This window comes from Microbacterium sp. T2.11-28 (assembly GCF_950097975.1).
Taxonomy (GTDB): Bacteria; Actinomycetota; Actinomycetes; order Actinomycetales; family Microbacteriaceae; genus Microbacterium.
Map to the genome: position 1 here is coordinate 88126 of NZ_CATNHF010000032.1, position 14993 is coordinate 103118.

Consider the following 14993-nt stretch of genomic DNA (forward strand, 5'->3'; position numbering starts at 1 on the left):
TGGGTGCGGGAGGCGGGGCACCCCGCGGCGCCCGGACTACGCACATCGGCGGGATGACGGCGGTTCCGGTGCGCCGCGGATACCGATAATCGCCGCGCGGACTACGCAAGCGGTGTTCTCACGGCCGGTGGCGCTGCGCGCGGACCCTAGCTTTGTGGAGTTGCGACCGGGGGGTCGCGACAGGCCGCGCCCCACCCCCAATGGGCGCCGGGATCGTACGACTCGTCGGCGATCCGCCGCCTCCTCGCGCTTCGGTACCCCCGCGCGAGGGGGCGGCCTCCACGCCGGGCGGGCCCGCGAGATCTTTTTCCGGCCCGGGCGTCACGATCGCGCATCCGCGCAGTCCTGATCTGTGCACGACATCGTCGGCGAGCCGTACCGCCTCCATCCCGAGGAGGGGTCAGCGGCTCGGCCGGCCCCCACGGGCCCCGGGGTCCGCTTGCGCGATCGCGCACGAGAAACGAACGGAAATCACATGAGCCAGCGCTCCCGCCGCCTGACGCCGCGTCCGCGCCCCGCGCGCACCGGCCGGGGCCGCATCGCCCGACTCCTCGGCATCGCCGTGGTCGCCGCGGCCCTCACCGCGCCCTCGTCGCTCGTCGCCTCCGCGACGGTGCCGGGCACGCCGGGCACGCCCCAGGCGGGAACGCCGGTCTACACCGAGGACTTCTCGAACCAGAACGCCGCCGTCAACGCCATCGACATCCGCACCTACACGGGCGGCGCCGCGGCGGCCAACTCCAGCTACACCGCCGACGCGCAGTGGACGCCCGCCGGCAACCAGTGCAACGGCTGGATCATGCGCAGCACGACGCTGCTGCCGCTCACCGACCTCGGATGCGCGCGCAACCAGCCCGACGGCTGGCAGCAGCTGCGCGACATGGCGGTGGCGCTCGGTCTCGCGCAGGGCATGACCCCGGCGCAGGCGGCGGCCAACCAGGTGCTCACCGAGTACACGAACGCCGCCGTCGGCACGATCGCCGCGGGCGTGGAGTTCCAGACGCGCAACACCATCACCGGCACGGGGGGCCACTACTACGCGGTCTCGGCGTACTTCGCCGCCACCAGCTGCCCCGCGGTGGGCGGCACGACGCAGCCGCGCGAGCGGTTCTCGCTGATCGTGAACGGCACTCCGGTGGTGCTGAGCTCGAACCTCAACCCCTGCACCAACTCGACCGACTGGGGCCCGCAAGTGACGAAGCTGCAGTCGGCGGCGTACATGGTGCCCGTCGGGACGACGGCCAACCTCGGGCTGTCGCTCTACAACGCGCAGACCAGCGGGTCGGGCAACGACGTGGCGTTCGACCTCCCGCAGATCGTGGACGTCACCCCGCAGCTCGACAAGGCGTTCAGCCCGACGGTGATCCGCAACGGCGGCACCTCGACGATGACGCTCACGGTGACCAACACCTCCGACCTGATGGCCAAGACGGACTGGTTCATCACCGACGCCCTGCCGACCGACCTGCGGATCGCGGCATCGCCCAACGTCGGCGGCACCTGCATCCAGCGTGCCGGTGCGGCGTATGCGGTCAGCGCGCCGGCCGGCGGCACGACCGTCTCGGTGACCGGCGGCGACCTCGCGCTCAATCAGGCGTCCTGCACGATCACGGTCGACGTGACCTCCGCCGTCAACGGCACCTACGTCAACGGCCCGGCCAACATCACCACCAACCTCAACCCGCCGGCCAACGCGTCGCTCGAGGTCATCCAGCCGTCGATCGACATCGTGAAGACCATCACCGCGGTCAACGGGGTCCCCGTCGTCGCCGACGACCCGGCCGTCAAGCTCTACACCGAGGTCGGGGACGTCATCACGTACTCCTTCGTCGCCACCAACACGACGCCGAAGGCGCCCACCAACACGACGCTCAACACCAATCTCACGAACGTGACGATCTCCGAGGCCTCCTTCTCGGGCGTCGGCGACATGAGCGCCTTCAGCTGCACCCCCGCGCAGGGCGCGACCCTCGCCAGCGGCGCCCAGATGACCTGCACCGCCACCTACACGGTGCAGCAGGGCGACCTGGACGCCGAGCGGCTGACGAACGTCGCGCGCGCCACCGGCACTCCCGCCGTGGGGCCGAACGTGACCGACACCGACGACGAGATCATCCCCGCCGTGCAGTCGCCGGAGCTGCTGCTGGAGAAGTCGGCGTCGGTCGAGGACGTCGACGGCGACGGCGTGATCACCAAGTGGGGCGACCTCACGATCGAGAAGGTCGACGAGGCCGGCGCGCCGCTGACCGGTGCGGTGTTCTCCGTGTACCCGACCGAGCAGGACGCGATCGACGGCACCAACGCGATCGTCCTGGACGGCGCGACCGAGTTCACGGTCGCCGCAGACGGCACGGTCACCCTCAGCGGCCTGCGCTACTCGGACTGGGCCGACGGTGCCGCCGTCGCCCCGGGCCAGGACGGCTACCAGACCTACTGGCTCGCCGAGATCGTCGCGCCCGACGGCTTCGAGCTGCTCGCCGAGCCCATCGAGTTCACGATCACGGCGGCGACCACCGCCGCGGGCGTCGACCTCGAGGTCGTGAACGTGCCGAGCAACGCCGGCTTCGAGCTGCCCAACACCGGTGGCGCCGGAACGACGCTCTTCTGGCTGGGCGGCGGCATGCTGCTCGCCGGTGCGGTGTTCCTCGCCGTCTACTCCCGTCGCAAGGCCCACGCCGACGCGTGACATCCGAGTGACCCGCCGTGCGGGGGAGGCGACGACGTCCCTCCTCCGCACGGTCCATTCCCCCCACCCCCTCGCCGAACCAGGACACCCGCATGACCCTCCTCGAACTCCCCGAGCCCGCCGCCGCGGTCCGGCGCGACCCGCGTGCGCGCCCGAAGCGACGGTGGGGAGGGACGCAGACGATCGTCGTGATCGTCGCCGCGCTGGGCGCCGCCGTCCTCGTCTATCCGATGGCGGCGAGCTGGTTCTCGGCGTGGAAGCACGACACCGAGGTCGACGGCTACGTCCAGACGGTCGAGTCGGTTCCGGACCGCGAGCTCGAGGTGCTGCGCGACGCGGCGCGCGAGTACAACGAGGTCCTGCCCTCCGGCCCCCTCCGCGACCCCTATGCGCTGGGCGCGGACGGCCGGCAGGCCGAGGTCGGCCTCGGCGCGGACGCGTACGCCCGGCTGCTGCGCGTGCCCGGGGTCGAGGCGATGTCGCGCGTGCGCATCCCGTCGATCGACGTGGACCTGCCGATCTTCCACGGCACCGAGGAGGGCATGCTCTCCCGCGGCGTGGGACACCTCTACGGCTCCTCGCTCCCGGTCGGGGGCAGCGGCACCCACACGGTGCTCGCGGGGCACACCGGCTTCGTGCAGGCGACCCTCTTCGACCACATCGCCGAGCTGCGCGAGGGTGATCTCATCGTGCTCACGACCCTCGGCGAGGACCTCTACTACGAGGTCGACCAGTCGATCGTGGTCCTTCCCGACGAGACCGAGGCGCTCCGTCAAGAGGCCGGCCGCGACTACGTGACCCTGGTGACGTGCACGCCGACCGGCGTCAACACGCACCGGCTCCTCGTGCGCGCCGAGCGCGTGGACGCTCCTGCCGAGAGCGAGACGCGCTCGGTCCTCGCCGACGACACGGGGGCCGCGGGCTTCCCGTGGTGGGCCCTCATCCTGGTCGGGGTCCCCGCGCTGGCCGCCTTCGCGGTGACGCCGCGGCGCCGTCGCCGATGAGCGCCGCCGACGAGACAGGTCTGCCGATGCGCAGCCGCCGCGGCGGCCGCGTGCTGCTGGTCATCAGCGTCGTCCTGGTGGTGCTCGGCCTCGTCTTCTCCCTCGCATCGGCGTTCGCCCCCGAGGCGGTGGACCGGGTGACCGGTGAGGCGAAGGTGACGATCACCACGCAGCTGCGGAACCTCTTCGCCCCCGACGATCTGCCCGTGATCCGCCTCGGAGACGAGGGGCAGATCCGCGACCTCGACGACTGCGACGGCACCTTCACCGAGATGGTGAGCTACCGCCTCGACGGGGTGCCCCCGCTCTACGCGGCGCACAACTTCTGCGGCGGCGATGCCATCCTCGGCTGGGACATCGGCGAGCGCGTGCGCGTGGAGGGGTCGGACACCGTCTACGAGGTCGTCGAGGAGCGTCGCACCGTGAAGTGGGCCGACGCCCACCTTCTGCAGGGGATGCAAGGGGAGTTCCTGCTCCAGACCTGCTTCTACGGGCAGAACCTCATGCGCTTCGTCGGCCTCGCGCCGGTGGACGCCCGCGCCCTCGGGCGGTGACCGTGCCGCGGTCGCCGGGTCAGTCGTGCTCGGCTGCGCCCGCGCCGGAGTCCGGCGCAGGGATCTCCAGCAGGTGCAGGAAATCCTCGAAGAGCCCCACCATGTCGACCTGGTCGGGGTCCAGCAGCCACTGCAGCTGCAGCCCGTCCATCATCGCGGTCACCAGCTGACCCACCCGGCGGGGGTCGAGGTCGGTGCGGAGCTGGCCGTCTTCCTGTAGGCGCGCGAACGCCTGATCGTCCTGATGGCGCAGATGCCGGTAGCGCTCGCGGAACGACTCGTGCGCGGGGTGCTGCGGATCGGTCGCCTCGGCGGACAGCACGACGTGGAGCGCCACCAGCCCGGGGGAGTGGGCGTTGCGCGCCACCTGATCCCGCATGGTGTCGACGAACGCCACACCGGACGCCTCCGACTCCTCGCGGCGCTCGCGGTCGCGCTCGTCGCGCTCGGCGATGGTCGCCGCCAGCAGCCCCGTCTTCGACCCGAAGTGGTGGAGCAGCCCGGCATCAGAGATGCCGACCCGGCGGGCGATCTCGCGCAGCGACGTGCCCCGGTAGCCCTGTTCGCCGAACACCTCCACCGCAGCCGAGAGGATCCGCTTGCGGCGCACGTCGCCGCGCACGCGGCGCAGGTCGGTGCGGGCCGCGGGCACCGAGGCCGGCGGCGCGCCGTCGGCTCGGAGGTCGTCGTCGCTCATTCGCTACTCCCTTGCAGGCGATTCGGTCTCAGTCTATGCTGAACAAACTAAGCAAGCAGTTGCTAGGTTTGTTTCCGAATCACGGAGACGTGTTCCAGGCTCAACGAGGAGAAGACCATGAAGATGGCACGCAAGGCGGTCGCGCTCGGCGCGATCGGCATCGTCGGAGTGCTCGCGCTGGCGGGCTGCGGCCGCACGGACGAGACGCCCACCGGTGAGGGGCCGTCGACGGCAGCCATCGACGACGCGCCCGCCACGGGCGAGATCACCATCTGGGCGATGGGCGAAGAGGGCGAGAACCTCGGCGGATTCGCCGACGCGTTCATCGAGGACAACCCCGACGCCACGGTCACGGTGACCTCGATCCCGTGGGCCGACGTGATGACCAAGTACCAGACCGCGGTGGCGGCCGGGACCGTGCCGGACGCCATCATGATCGGCTCCTCGCTGCTCCCGTCGATGGTGGCGGCCGGGGGCCTGGCCCCGGTTCCCGACGGCGTGGTCGACACCGCGACGCTCAACGAGACAGCGGCCGAGTCGACCACCGTCGAGGGCGTCTCGTACGCCGTGCCGTGGTACGTCGAGACCCGCGTGCTGTACTACCGCAGCGATCTCGCCGATGCTGCCGGCATGTCCGCCCCCACGTCGTGGGAGGAGCTCACCGCGTTCGCCGAGGGCTTCAAGGCCGAAGGTGCGCAGTACGGCCTGCAGCTGCCGATGGGCGACGCCGAGGACTCGACGCAGGTCGTCCTCCCCTTCTACGCCCAGGCCGGCGGCCAGGTGCTCAACGAGGCCGGCGACGCGTACGCGTGGGACCACGACGCGCTCGTGGCGGCCCTCGAGTACTACGGCTCGTTCTTCACCGACGGCCTCGCGCCGCTGTCGGGCTACGGCGACTCGCAGACGGCCGCCTTCACGGACGGCTCCAACCCCGCGTTCATCTCCGGGCCGTGGATGGTGTCGGTGCTGGCCGACATGAAGGATGCCGACTGGGTCGCCGAGAACGTCGCGACGGTGCCGGTGCCCGCCGGCTCCGCGAACAACGACTCCTACCTCGGCGGCGGCCACCTGGGCGTCTTCGCCGACGCGAAGAACGCCGACGGCGCGTGGAAGCTCGTCCGCTGGCTCGCCGAGGCCGACACCCAGGAGGCCTGGTTCGAGCTCACGAGCGGCCTGCCGGCCGTGACCTCCGCGCTCGACGGCTTCACCTCCGACCCGCGCGTGTCGGTCCTCAACGACCAGCTGCAGAACACCGTCGCCCCGCCGTCGGTTCCCAGCTGGGACGAGATGTCGGCCTTCATCGAGACCGAGGCCGAGAAGGTGGCCAACGGCTCGAGCGCCGAGGACGCCGCCACGGCGATCGAGGCGAAGGCCGAGTCCCTCGGGACGGGCTGGTAACCATCGTGGCGCTGGCCACCGCGGGTGATCCCACGAAGAACACCCCGCGGAAGTCCGACCCGAAGGCCGAGGCCCGGGCCGCGGCGAAGGCTGGGCGGCGGAACTTCGCCGCCCAGCGTCGCCGCACGGCGCTCGTCGCGTGGCTGTTCGCACTCCCGTTCCTCGTGGTGTTCGCGGTCTTCATGCTGGGGCCGGTGATCGGCTCGTTCGCGATGTCGTTCACCGACCTCGGCGTGAAGGACCTGCGCTCGCCGTTCGCGGTGAACTTCATCGCCTTCGACAACTTCGTCACGCTGTTCCAGGACGAGCTGTTCGTCAAGTCGATCGTCAACACCTTCTACTTCGTGCTGGTCGGCATCCCGCTGACGATGGCGCTCGGCCTGCTGCTCGCCGTCGCGCTGAACTCCGGCATCGAGAGGTTCCGCGGCGTGTTCCGCGTGGGCTACTACACCCCGGTGGTGACCTCGATCGTGGCGGTCGCCGTCGTGTGGCGGTTCATCCTCCAGGACTCCGGCCTCATGAACACCGTGCTCAGCTGGGTCGGCATCAACGGACCCGACTGGCTCAACGACCCGTTCTGGGCCATGCCGTCGATCATCGCGATGGGCGCGTGGCGGAACATGGGCACGCTGATGATCATCTTCCTGGCCGGGCTCCAGGCGATCCCGCGCGACGTCTACGAGGCGGCCGAGGTCGACGGCGCCGGTGCCTGGCGCCGGTTCACCGGCATGACGCTCCCGCTCATGCGTCCCACCCTGCTGCTGGGGGCGGTGCTGCTGTCGGTCGGCTTCCTGCAGGTGTTCGAGGAGCCCTTCGTCATGACCCAGGGCGGGCCGCTCAACTCGACGCTCACGATCAGCTACTACGTCTACAACCAGTTCGGCTACGGCGACTACTCGCTGGCCTCCGCCGCCGCCTACGTGCTGTTCGCGTTCATCGCGGCGCTGTCGGCGGTGCAGTTCCGGCTGCTGCGCTCGAAGGACAACTGACATGACCACCCTCACCTCACCCCCCGTGCCCGCCGAACCGGTGCGGCCCGCCGAGGCGGAGACCCCACGTCGCCGCCCGCAGCGCCGCCCGCAGTGGTCGCGCAGCCTGACCTACCTGGCGCTGACCGTCGGCCTGATCATCACGCTCATGCCGTTCGTGTGGATGCTCCTGGGCAGCTTCAAGACCCAGGGCGAGCTGCTGCAGCGGCCCATCACCTGGTGGCCCGAGCAGGCGACCCTCGACAACTACTCGCGCTGGCTGACGCAGCTGGACTACGGGCAGTTCTTCTTCAACTCGGTGGTCGTCGCCCTCGTCGTGGTGCTCGGCAACATCGTGTTCTGTTCGATGGTCGCCTACGCGCTGGCCAAGCTGGAGTTCCCCGGCAAGAAGGTGCTGTTCGCCCTCGTGCTGCTGACGCTCATGGTGCCCGGCGTGGTGACGCTCGTCCCGATGTTCGTCCTCGTGGCGAACATGGGGCTCGTCAACACCTATCCGGCGCTCATCCTGCCGTTCCTCGCGGGGCCGCTGGGCGTGTTCCTCATGCGGCAGTTCATCATGGGCGTCCCCGACGCTCTGCTCGAGGCGGCGCGCATCGACGGCGCCGGCGAGTTCCGCATCTTCCTCCGCGTCGTCATGCCGCAGTGCGGACCGGCCGTGGCGACCCTCGCGATCCTCACCTTCCTCGCCTCGTGGAACAACTTCCTGTGGCCGCTCGTGGTCGCCCAGACCGAGTCGATGTACACGCTGCCGGTCGCGCTGTCGCTGTACTCCGTGGGCTCCAACGGCACCTACTACGGGCTCCTGATGGCGGGATCCGTCCTGGTCGTCACCCCCATCCTCATCCTGTTCCTCTTCCTGCAGCGCTACTTCGTGCAGGGCATCACCATGACCGGGCTCAAGTAGGCCCAGACAAGGACCCCATCCATGACTTCGCTCACGTTCCCCGCCGGTTTCGTCTGGGGCGCCGCGACCGCCGGCCACCAGATCGAGGGCGGAAACGTCAACAGCGACTGGTGGCCGCGCGAGGTGGCCCCCGACACCACGATCGGGGAGCCCTCCGGCGACGCGGCGGACAGCTACCACCGGTACCGAGAGGACATCGCGCTGCTCGCGAAGTCCGGACTCGGGACCTACCGGTTCTCGCTGGAGTGGTCGCGCATCGAGCCGGCCGAGGGGATGGTGTCGCGCGCCGCGCTCGATCACTACCGGCGCGTGATCGACTGCTGCCACGAGCTCGGCGTCGTCCCGGCGATCACGATCTACCACTTCACGACGCCGCAGTGGTTCGCCGCCGACGGGGGTTGGCGCAACCCGGCATCCGTCGACCGCTTCACGCGCTTCGTCGAGATCGTGCTGCCGCTGCTGCACACCGCCTCGCACGTGTTCACGATCAACGAGCCCAACATCCTCGCGATGATCTTCGCGGGCAAGGAGGGCAATCAGCAGATCCAGGCCGGGTCGCTGCCGGAGCCGGACGCCGTCGTCACCGAGCACATCATCGCCGCGCACCACCGCGCGGTGGAGCTCGTGCGCACGACGGGACGCCCGGTGGGATGGCCCGTCGCGCCGCAGCAGTTCTTCGCCGATCCGGGCGCCGAGGAGGTGCTGCGGGCGTACGCGTACCCCCGTGAGACGGTCTTCCTCGAGGCGTCCCGCGGCGACGACTTCATCGGCGTGCAGGCCTACACCCGCACGCGCATCACCCTCGACGGTCCGCTGCCCGCGCCGGACGACGTGGAGCAGACCCTCACGGGCTGGGAGTACTACCCGCCCGCGATCGCCGAGGCCGCCCGCCTCGCGCACGACGTGACGGGCCTGCCGGTGTTCGTCACCGAGAACGGCATCGCCACCGCCGACGACACCCGCCGCATCGACTACACCCGGGACGCGCTGCGGGCGCTGCACGCGGAGATCACCGCGGGGCTGCCGCTCATCGGGTATCTCCACTGGTCGCTGCTCGACAACTACGAGTGGGGCTCGTTCGCGCCCACCTTCGGCCTGATCGGCTGGGACCGCGAGACGTTCGAGCGTCATCCCAAGCCCAGCCTGTGGTGGCTCGGCGAGGTCGCCCGCGCGAACGCCGTCGACTGACCGTCGGCAGGGCTGTCCCACTCTCGGTTGGTGATGTCCCACTTTCGGTTGCTCGCAGCGGGCGAAAGCGACCGAAAGTGGGACATGCCCCTCAGGGGTGGACCCTCAGAGGAGGGGCTCGAGGGGAGGGGGTCAGGCTTCGGTGAGGGTGACGATGGCGGCGGCCAGCGCGTCGGCCCCGGCGTGGTCGTCGGCGGTGACAGTGACCACCGAGTCCGCGGCGAAGATCACCAGCTGCCCGTAGGCGCCGTGGAGGCGCCACGCGTTCCCCGGTCCGCCCCAGCCCGACAGCGCATAGCGCTCGTAGCCCGGGCCCGATCCCGCGGGGCCTCCGTCGGCGTGCATCGCATCGATCCACCGCGCCGAGACGAGGCTTCGGCCCTGCCATCGGCCGCGGTCGCGGATCAGTAGGCCGATGCGCGACAGCTCGTCGGTGGTGAGGGCCAAGCCCCCGCCGGCGACGATGTACCCGAGCGGGCAGCGCTCCCACACCGCCTCGTGGATCGCGAGGGGATCGAGCAAGCGCGGCCCGAGATAGTCGAGCACGTCGCCGGTCCGGGTGGCGAGCACCCGCATGGCCGTGTAGGTGCTCGCATTGGAGTACTGGAAGACGCGCCCCCGCGACGGCCGCGACAGGAACTCGCGCGCGAGATCGGGCCAGTCGGTCATCATGGTCTCCGACCACGGGAGGTCCACGCCGCTCGTCATGGACAGCAGGCGCCGCAGCGTGACACCGCCGACGCCGTCGCCGACCTCCGCGTCCGCCAGCGCCGTGCCCGGCAGCAGATCGGCGAGAGGCGCGTCGAGGTCGATCAGCCCCTCGTCGGAGGCGATCGCCGCGGCGAGCACGCAGACCCCCTTGGCCGCGGAGTGGATGTCGCGGCGCACGGGTTCGGACCAGTCATGCGCGGCCACCTCATCTCCCACACGCACCCGCAGCCCGTGGGCGCGGAATCCGCTGGCCGCGACCTCCGCCACGATTCGGTCACGGAGGATGTCGGCGCGTGTCACTCCCTCAGTCTGCCGCAGCCCTCGGCGGCACGTGGCAGAAGCAGGCTGAACCCCGGCGAGGAGGCGGTGGCGGCATCCGCAGCGGCGGTTGAGCCTGCTTTTGCCACGGGCCGGGGCCGAACGGCGGCGGTGGCGGGGCGGGCGGCGGTGGCGGCGGCGGCGTGGTGGCGGTGGCGGGGCGGCCGGGGGGTCAGGGGGCGTCGGCGGGGCGCAGGAGGGTGTCGAGCAGCGAGCGCATCGCGGCGACCGGGTCGGTGCCGTCGGCGAGCCAGCGGATCTGGATGCCCTCCCAGCCGCTGACCACCAGATCGGCGAGCATCGCCGGGTCGGCGTCGCTCGTGAGGCGGCCGAGCGAGCGGTCGTGCGCGATGAGCATCCGGTACTCGGCGGTGACGGTGGCGTACCGATGGCGGAGCCACTCGTGCGCCTCATGACCGGGATGGGTCGCCTCGGCCGAGACGATCGAGAACATGCGGACGAGCTCGCGCCGACGGAGGTTCCGCTCGACGATGCCGAGCACCGCCGGAACGAACCCGTCGCGGCGCGAGCGGTCGGCGAAGTCGGTGTCAGCGGCGTCCTCCTGCTCGAGGACGGCGGCCAGCAGCGACACCTTCGTCGGGAAGTGGTGCATGACCGTGGTGAGACTGAGCCCCAGATCCTTCGCGATCTGGCGGAGCGAGCCGCCGCGGTACCCGTGCTCGCTGAAGACCGCGGTGGCCGAGTCGATGATCTCGCTGCGCCGCTCGGCGCTCTTCGCGTAGGGCCCGCGACGGGTGGGCGAGGCGTCGCTCATGCCACGAGCGTAGCCGCTCCGAGATAAACCGTGCATGTGCACGGGTTTTGACCTAAGCTGTCGGCGTGACTTCGATCCCCCCGATCCCGAACGCCGCCACGACCGCGCCCCGCTGGGTGAAGGACGGCGCCCTCGGCCCGAACCGGATGCGCTTCGGCGCCGACTACAACCCGGAGCAGTGGCCGCGCGACGTGTGGCAGGAGGACATGCGCCTCATGCGCGAGGCGGGGGTGAACATCGTCTCGCTCGGCATCTTCTCTTGGGCGCTGCTGGAGCCGCGGCCCGGAGAGTGGGACTTCTCCTGGCTCGACGAGGTCATGGACCTCCTCCACGCGAACGGGATCGACGTCGACCTCGCCACGGCGACCGCCTCGCCGCCGCCGTGGCTCACGCGCCTCCACCCCCAGGTGCTCCCCGAGACCGCCGACGGCACCGTGCTCTCGCCCGGATCGCGCCAGCACTGGCGACCGACGTCGCCCATCTTCCGCGAGTACGCGCTCCGGCTCACCCGCGCGCTCGCCGAGCGCTACGCATCGCACCCGGCGCTGGTCGCCTGGCACATCTCGAACGAGCTGGGATGCCACAACCTCTACGACTACTCGGACGACGCCGCGCGCGCCTTCCGGGTGTGGCTCCAGCAGCGCTACGGCACCCTCGACGCGCTCAACGACGCGTGGGGCACGGCGTTCTGGTCGCAGCACTACGGCGCCTGGGACGAGATCCTCCCGCCGCGGGTGGCCCCCACGCAGCGCAACCCGGGCCAGCAGCTGGACTTCGAGCGGTTCTCGTCGGACGCCGTGCGCGACCACCTGCGCGCCGAGGCCGAGGTGCTCCGCGCGGTGACGCCGGACGTGCCGTACACGACGAACTTCATGGTGGCGCAGAACGTCCGGGACATCGACTACGCCTCGTGGGTGGGCGACGTCGACTTCGTCTCCAACGACCACTACCTGCGCCCGGGCGAGCTCGGCCGCGACGATCTGTCGTTCTGGGCGAACCTGACCGGCAACCTCGCCGGCGGACGGCCCTGGTTCCTGATGGAGCACGCGACCTCGGCCGTCAACTGGCGCGAGGTCAACCCGCCCAAGCGGCCGGGCGAGCTCATCCGCGACGCGCTCACCCACGTCGGGCACGGCGCCGACGCCGTCTGCTACTTCCAGTGGCGCCAGTCGCGCGCCGGAGGCGAGCGCTACCACTCCGGCATGGTGCCGCACGCCGGCCCGAGCAGCCGGGTGTTCCGCGACGTCGTGGCCCTCGGCGGCGAGCTGGGCGCGCTCGCCCCCGTCACCGGATCCCACCGCGAGAAGGCGCGCGTGGCGCTCGTGTTCGACTACGAGTCCTGGTGGGTCAGCGGACGCGACTCGCACCCGACCGACGCGCTCCAGTACGACGTGGAGCAGCTGGAGTGGTACCGAGCGCTGCTGGACCTCGGCATCCGCGCCGACGTGCTGCCGGTGGGCGCCTCGTTCGACGACTACGAGGTCGTGATCGCCCCGATGCTGCACGTCGTGCCCGACGACCTCCGCCGCCGGCTCGAAGCCGTCGTCCGTGACGGCCGCCATGTCGTGACCACCTACTTCTCGGGCATCGTCGACGAGCACGACCGCGTCTGGCTCGGCGGCTACCCCGGCGCGCTGCGCGATCTGCTCGGGGTGAGCGTGGAGGAGTTCGTGCCCCTGCTCCCGGGCGCTCCGGTCGCCCTCACCTCGGGCGCGGTCGCGACGACCTGGACCGAGCGGATCGTGCGGGTCGGCGCCGACGTCGAGGTGCTCGACACGTACGCCGACGGCGACCTGGCCGGGTCGCCCGCCGTCACCCGGCGCCGCGTCGGCGACGGATCGGCGGTCTACGTGTCGGCCGACATCGCCCGCGCGGGCGCCCGGGGCGTGCTCCGGGCCCTCGCCGGCGAGATCGAGGCGCTGCGCGGGGACGACCTCGCCGCCGACGGGCGCCTGGAGGTGATCGTGCGCGTCTCGGGCGGATCGCGCTTCGTCTTCCTCGCCAATCGCACCGACGAGACGGTGCTCGTCTCCGCCGTCGGGGAGGCCCTCGGCACCCAGGGCTCGGACGACGCGGGCGCCCTCACCATCGCGCCGCGCTCGGTGGCCGTGCTCACCCAGGACGCCGCCGCGACGGGAGCGCCGGCAGGCGGCGCCGGCCTCTCGACGACGCGCGCGTCGTCGTCGACAGGCTGAGAGGCCGAGGGCTGAGAGGCTGAGGACATGACGCACGAGGAGACCCAGCCCACCGTCGCGACGGGCGCCGTCGCCTGGACCGAGGGGACGTGGACGACCGAGCCGGCGGCCACGTCGATCGAGGGCGACACGCTGCGGGTGACCGCGGCCGAGGGCAGCGACGCGTGGCGCCACACCGCCTACGGTTTCGTCCACGACACCGAGCACGCGCTGCTCGCTCCGTTCCCGGTGGGGTCGGCGATGGAGGTCGAGTTCGGCGCGGACTTCACCGCGGAGTTCGACCAGGCGGGGCTGTTCGTCCGCGCCGACCACGAGCACTGGGTGAAATCCGGTGTCGAGTTCGCCGACGGCGTGCTCAATGTCGGCGCGGTCGTCACCGCGGTGCGCTCGGACTGGTCGGTCGCCCCCGTGCCCGAGTGGTCGGGGCGGCGTGTGCGCGTGCGCGTCAGCCGCGGCGACGACGCGCTGACCCTGCGCGTGGCGGCGGACGACGAGCCGTTCCGTCTCGTGCGGGTGCTCCCGTTCGACGGCGCGCGGACCGCGTCGGCGGGGCCGTTCGTGTGCGCACCGACCCGCGCCGGCCTCGAAGTGGTCTTCACGGCCTGGCGGCGGACGCCGGCCGACGCGTCGCTGCACTGACCGACCGGCGCCTCCGACGGGTGCCGGGAGCGCCTGCTCCCGCCGATGCGCGGCCTGCGCGTGCGGACGCGATGCGGCGCGGGCGGGAGGCAGGTGCCCCCGGCGGGAGCCGGCGGGTTGGGGGCGCCGGCTCCGGCAGGTCCTCCCTGAGGCTCGGGCGAGCCGTCAGGGAGCGGGGACGAGCACCCGGTCGATCGTGTGGATCACGCCGTTGGATGCCGGGATGTTCAGGCGCCACAGCACCAGCCGCGGGTCCTTCAGGGCCGGGGTCTCGTCGCGCAGGGTGAGGCCGCGCGGCTTCACGATGCCGCCGTTGGCCATGGTCAGCGTCTTCGAGGTGATGACCTTGACCGGTCCGAGCCTCTTTCCGGCGACCACGTGGTACAGCAGGATGTCGGCGATCTGGTCGGTCGTGAACGCGCCGACGATCGTCTCCAGCGCCGCCGCCTCGGACTCCGGCCGCGTGCCGGTGAGGTCGGTGACCAGTCGCAGGAACGCCCGGTCGTTGGGGGCGAACACGGTGTAGGTCGCCCCGGTGTCGGACAGGGCCCCATCAAGGCCGGTCGCCACGACCGCCTGGACGAGCAGGTCGTAGTCCCACGGGTTCTTGTCGGGGGTGCCGCCGCCCGAGGCCGCGACCGCGACGTCGACGATGGTGCCCTTCGGGGCGGTGCCGCTGTGGCCGCCGCCGTGGGCCTGGGCGGGCAGGGCCGTCAGCGACAGGGCGGCCGCCGCGACGGCGGCGATCGTGACGCGTACGCGCTTGTTCATCGTTCACTCCTTCGTCTGGAAGAGGCGTCCGGGCTCCAGTGGCCGGGCGTCATCCGTATGTACGTCGCCGGGGCCGTCGGCGGATGCAGTCGACCCGCACCGATTTCCCTGCATCCGATTCCCCGCGCGGCGACGAATACCAGAGCACACACGCCGGGCGCCCG

At 71.4% G+C, this 14993-nt stretch carries 13 protein-coding genes; 9 read left to right on the forward strand and 4 right to left on the reverse strand.

What is annotated here, in order from left to right; all coding sequences use genetic code 11:
* Positions 1 to 475 precede the first annotated feature (475 nt).
* The 3 genes from QQZ13_RS15765 to QQZ13_RS15775 all read left to right on the forward strand — a co-directional run bounded on the left by QQZ13_RS15765 (position 476) and on the right by QQZ13_RS15775 (position 4244).
* Positions 476 to 2686: a SpaH/EbpB family LPXTG-anchored major pilin gene (locus tag QQZ13_RS15765; protein ID WP_284530484.1), complete on the forward strand. Its 2211-nt coding sequence runs from the start codon at positions 476 to 478 to the stop codon at positions 2684 to 2686.
* 92 nt (positions 2687 to 2778) lie between these two features.
* Entirely contained in the window at positions 2779 to 3690 is a 912-nt protein-coding gene (locus QQZ13_RS15770) for a class C sortase (protein ID WP_284530486.1), read from the forward strand.
* Positions 3687 to 4244, forward strand: coding sequence for a hypothetical protein (locus tag QQZ13_RS15775; RefSeq protein ID WP_284530487.1), 558 nt, complete (start codon positions 3687 to 3689; stop codon positions 4242 to 4244). The genes QQZ13_RS15770 and QQZ13_RS15775 overlap by 4 nt, the downstream gene beginning before the upstream one ends.
* Before the next feature lie 19 nt (positions 4245 to 4263).
* Here the strand turns inward: QQZ13_RS15775 and QQZ13_RS15780 are convergent, their stop codons facing one another.
* Positions 4264 to 4941 (reverse strand): TetR/AcrR family transcriptional regulator, encoded by a 678-nt coding sequence (locus tag QQZ13_RS15780; protein WP_284530489.1) that lies wholly within the window; start codon positions 4939 to 4941, stop codon positions 4264 to 4266.
* Positions 4942 to 5058: 117 nt separating this feature from the next.
* Here QQZ13_RS15780 and QQZ13_RS15785 point away from each other — a divergent pair, with 117 nt between their 5' ends.
* From QQZ13_RS15785 to QQZ13_RS15800, 4 genes are read left to right on the forward strand one after another with little or no spacing between them, the layout of a single operon-like run.
* On the forward strand, positions 5059 to 6339 hold the full coding sequence (locus QQZ13_RS15785; protein ID WP_284530492.1) for an extracellular solute-binding protein: 1281 nt from the start codon (positions 5059 to 5061) through the stop codon (positions 6337 to 6339).
* Between the two features lie 11 nt (positions 6340 to 6350).
* Positions 6351 to 7328: a carbohydrate ABC transporter permease gene (locus QQZ13_RS15790; RefSeq protein WP_284530542.1), complete on the forward strand. Its 978-nt coding sequence runs from the start codon at positions 6351 to 6353 to the stop codon at positions 7326 to 7328.
* 1 nt (position 7329) lies between these two features.
* Entirely contained in the window at positions 7330 to 8232 is a 903-nt protein-coding gene (locus QQZ13_RS15795; RefSeq protein ID WP_284530494.1) for a carbohydrate ABC transporter permease, read from the forward strand.
* Positions 8233 to 8253: 21 nt separating this feature from the next.
* Positions 8254 to 9420, forward strand: coding sequence for a glycoside hydrolase family 1 protein (locus tag QQZ13_RS15800; protein WP_284530495.1), 1167 nt, complete (start codon positions 8254 to 8256; stop codon positions 9418 to 9420).
* A gap of 132 nt (positions 9421 to 9552) precedes the next feature.
* On the opposite strand, the gene QQZ13_RS15805 is transcribed toward QQZ13_RS15800, so the two are convergent.
* Positions 9553 to 10431, reverse strand: coding sequence for a serine hydrolase (locus QQZ13_RS15805; RefSeq protein ID WP_284530496.1), 879 nt, complete (start codon positions 10429 to 10431; stop codon positions 9553 to 9555).
* Between the two features lie 190 nt (positions 10432 to 10621).
* On the reverse strand, positions 10622 to 11224 hold the full coding sequence (locus tag QQZ13_RS15810; protein WP_284530499.1) for a TetR/AcrR family transcriptional regulator: 603 nt from the start codon (positions 11222 to 11224) through the stop codon (positions 10622 to 10624).
* A gap of 65 nt (positions 11225 to 11289) precedes the next feature.
* On the opposite strand from QQZ13_RS15810, the gene QQZ13_RS15815 reads away from it, so the two are divergent.
* Both QQZ13_RS15815 and QQZ13_RS15820 read left to right on the forward strand, forming a co-directional pair.
* The gene (locus QQZ13_RS15815; RefSeq protein WP_284530501.1) at positions 11290 to 13419 is read left to right on the forward strand and encodes a beta-galactosidase; all 2130 of its coding nucleotides are present in this window, start codon (positions 11290 to 11292) and stop codon (positions 13417 to 13419) included.
* 27 nt (positions 13420 to 13446) lie between these two features.
* Entirely contained in the window at positions 13447 to 14058 is a 612-nt protein-coding gene (locus tag QQZ13_RS15820) for a DUF1349 domain-containing protein (RefSeq protein ID WP_284530502.1), read from the forward strand.
* Positions 14059 to 14223: 165 nt separating this feature from the next.
* On the opposite strand, the gene QQZ13_RS15825 is transcribed toward QQZ13_RS15820, so the two are convergent.
* Positions 14224 to 14829 (reverse strand): fasciclin domain-containing protein, encoded by a 606-nt coding sequence (locus QQZ13_RS15825; protein WP_284530503.1) that lies wholly within the window; start codon positions 14827 to 14829, stop codon positions 14224 to 14226.
* Between the last annotated feature and the right edge of the window lie 164 nt (positions 14830 to 14993).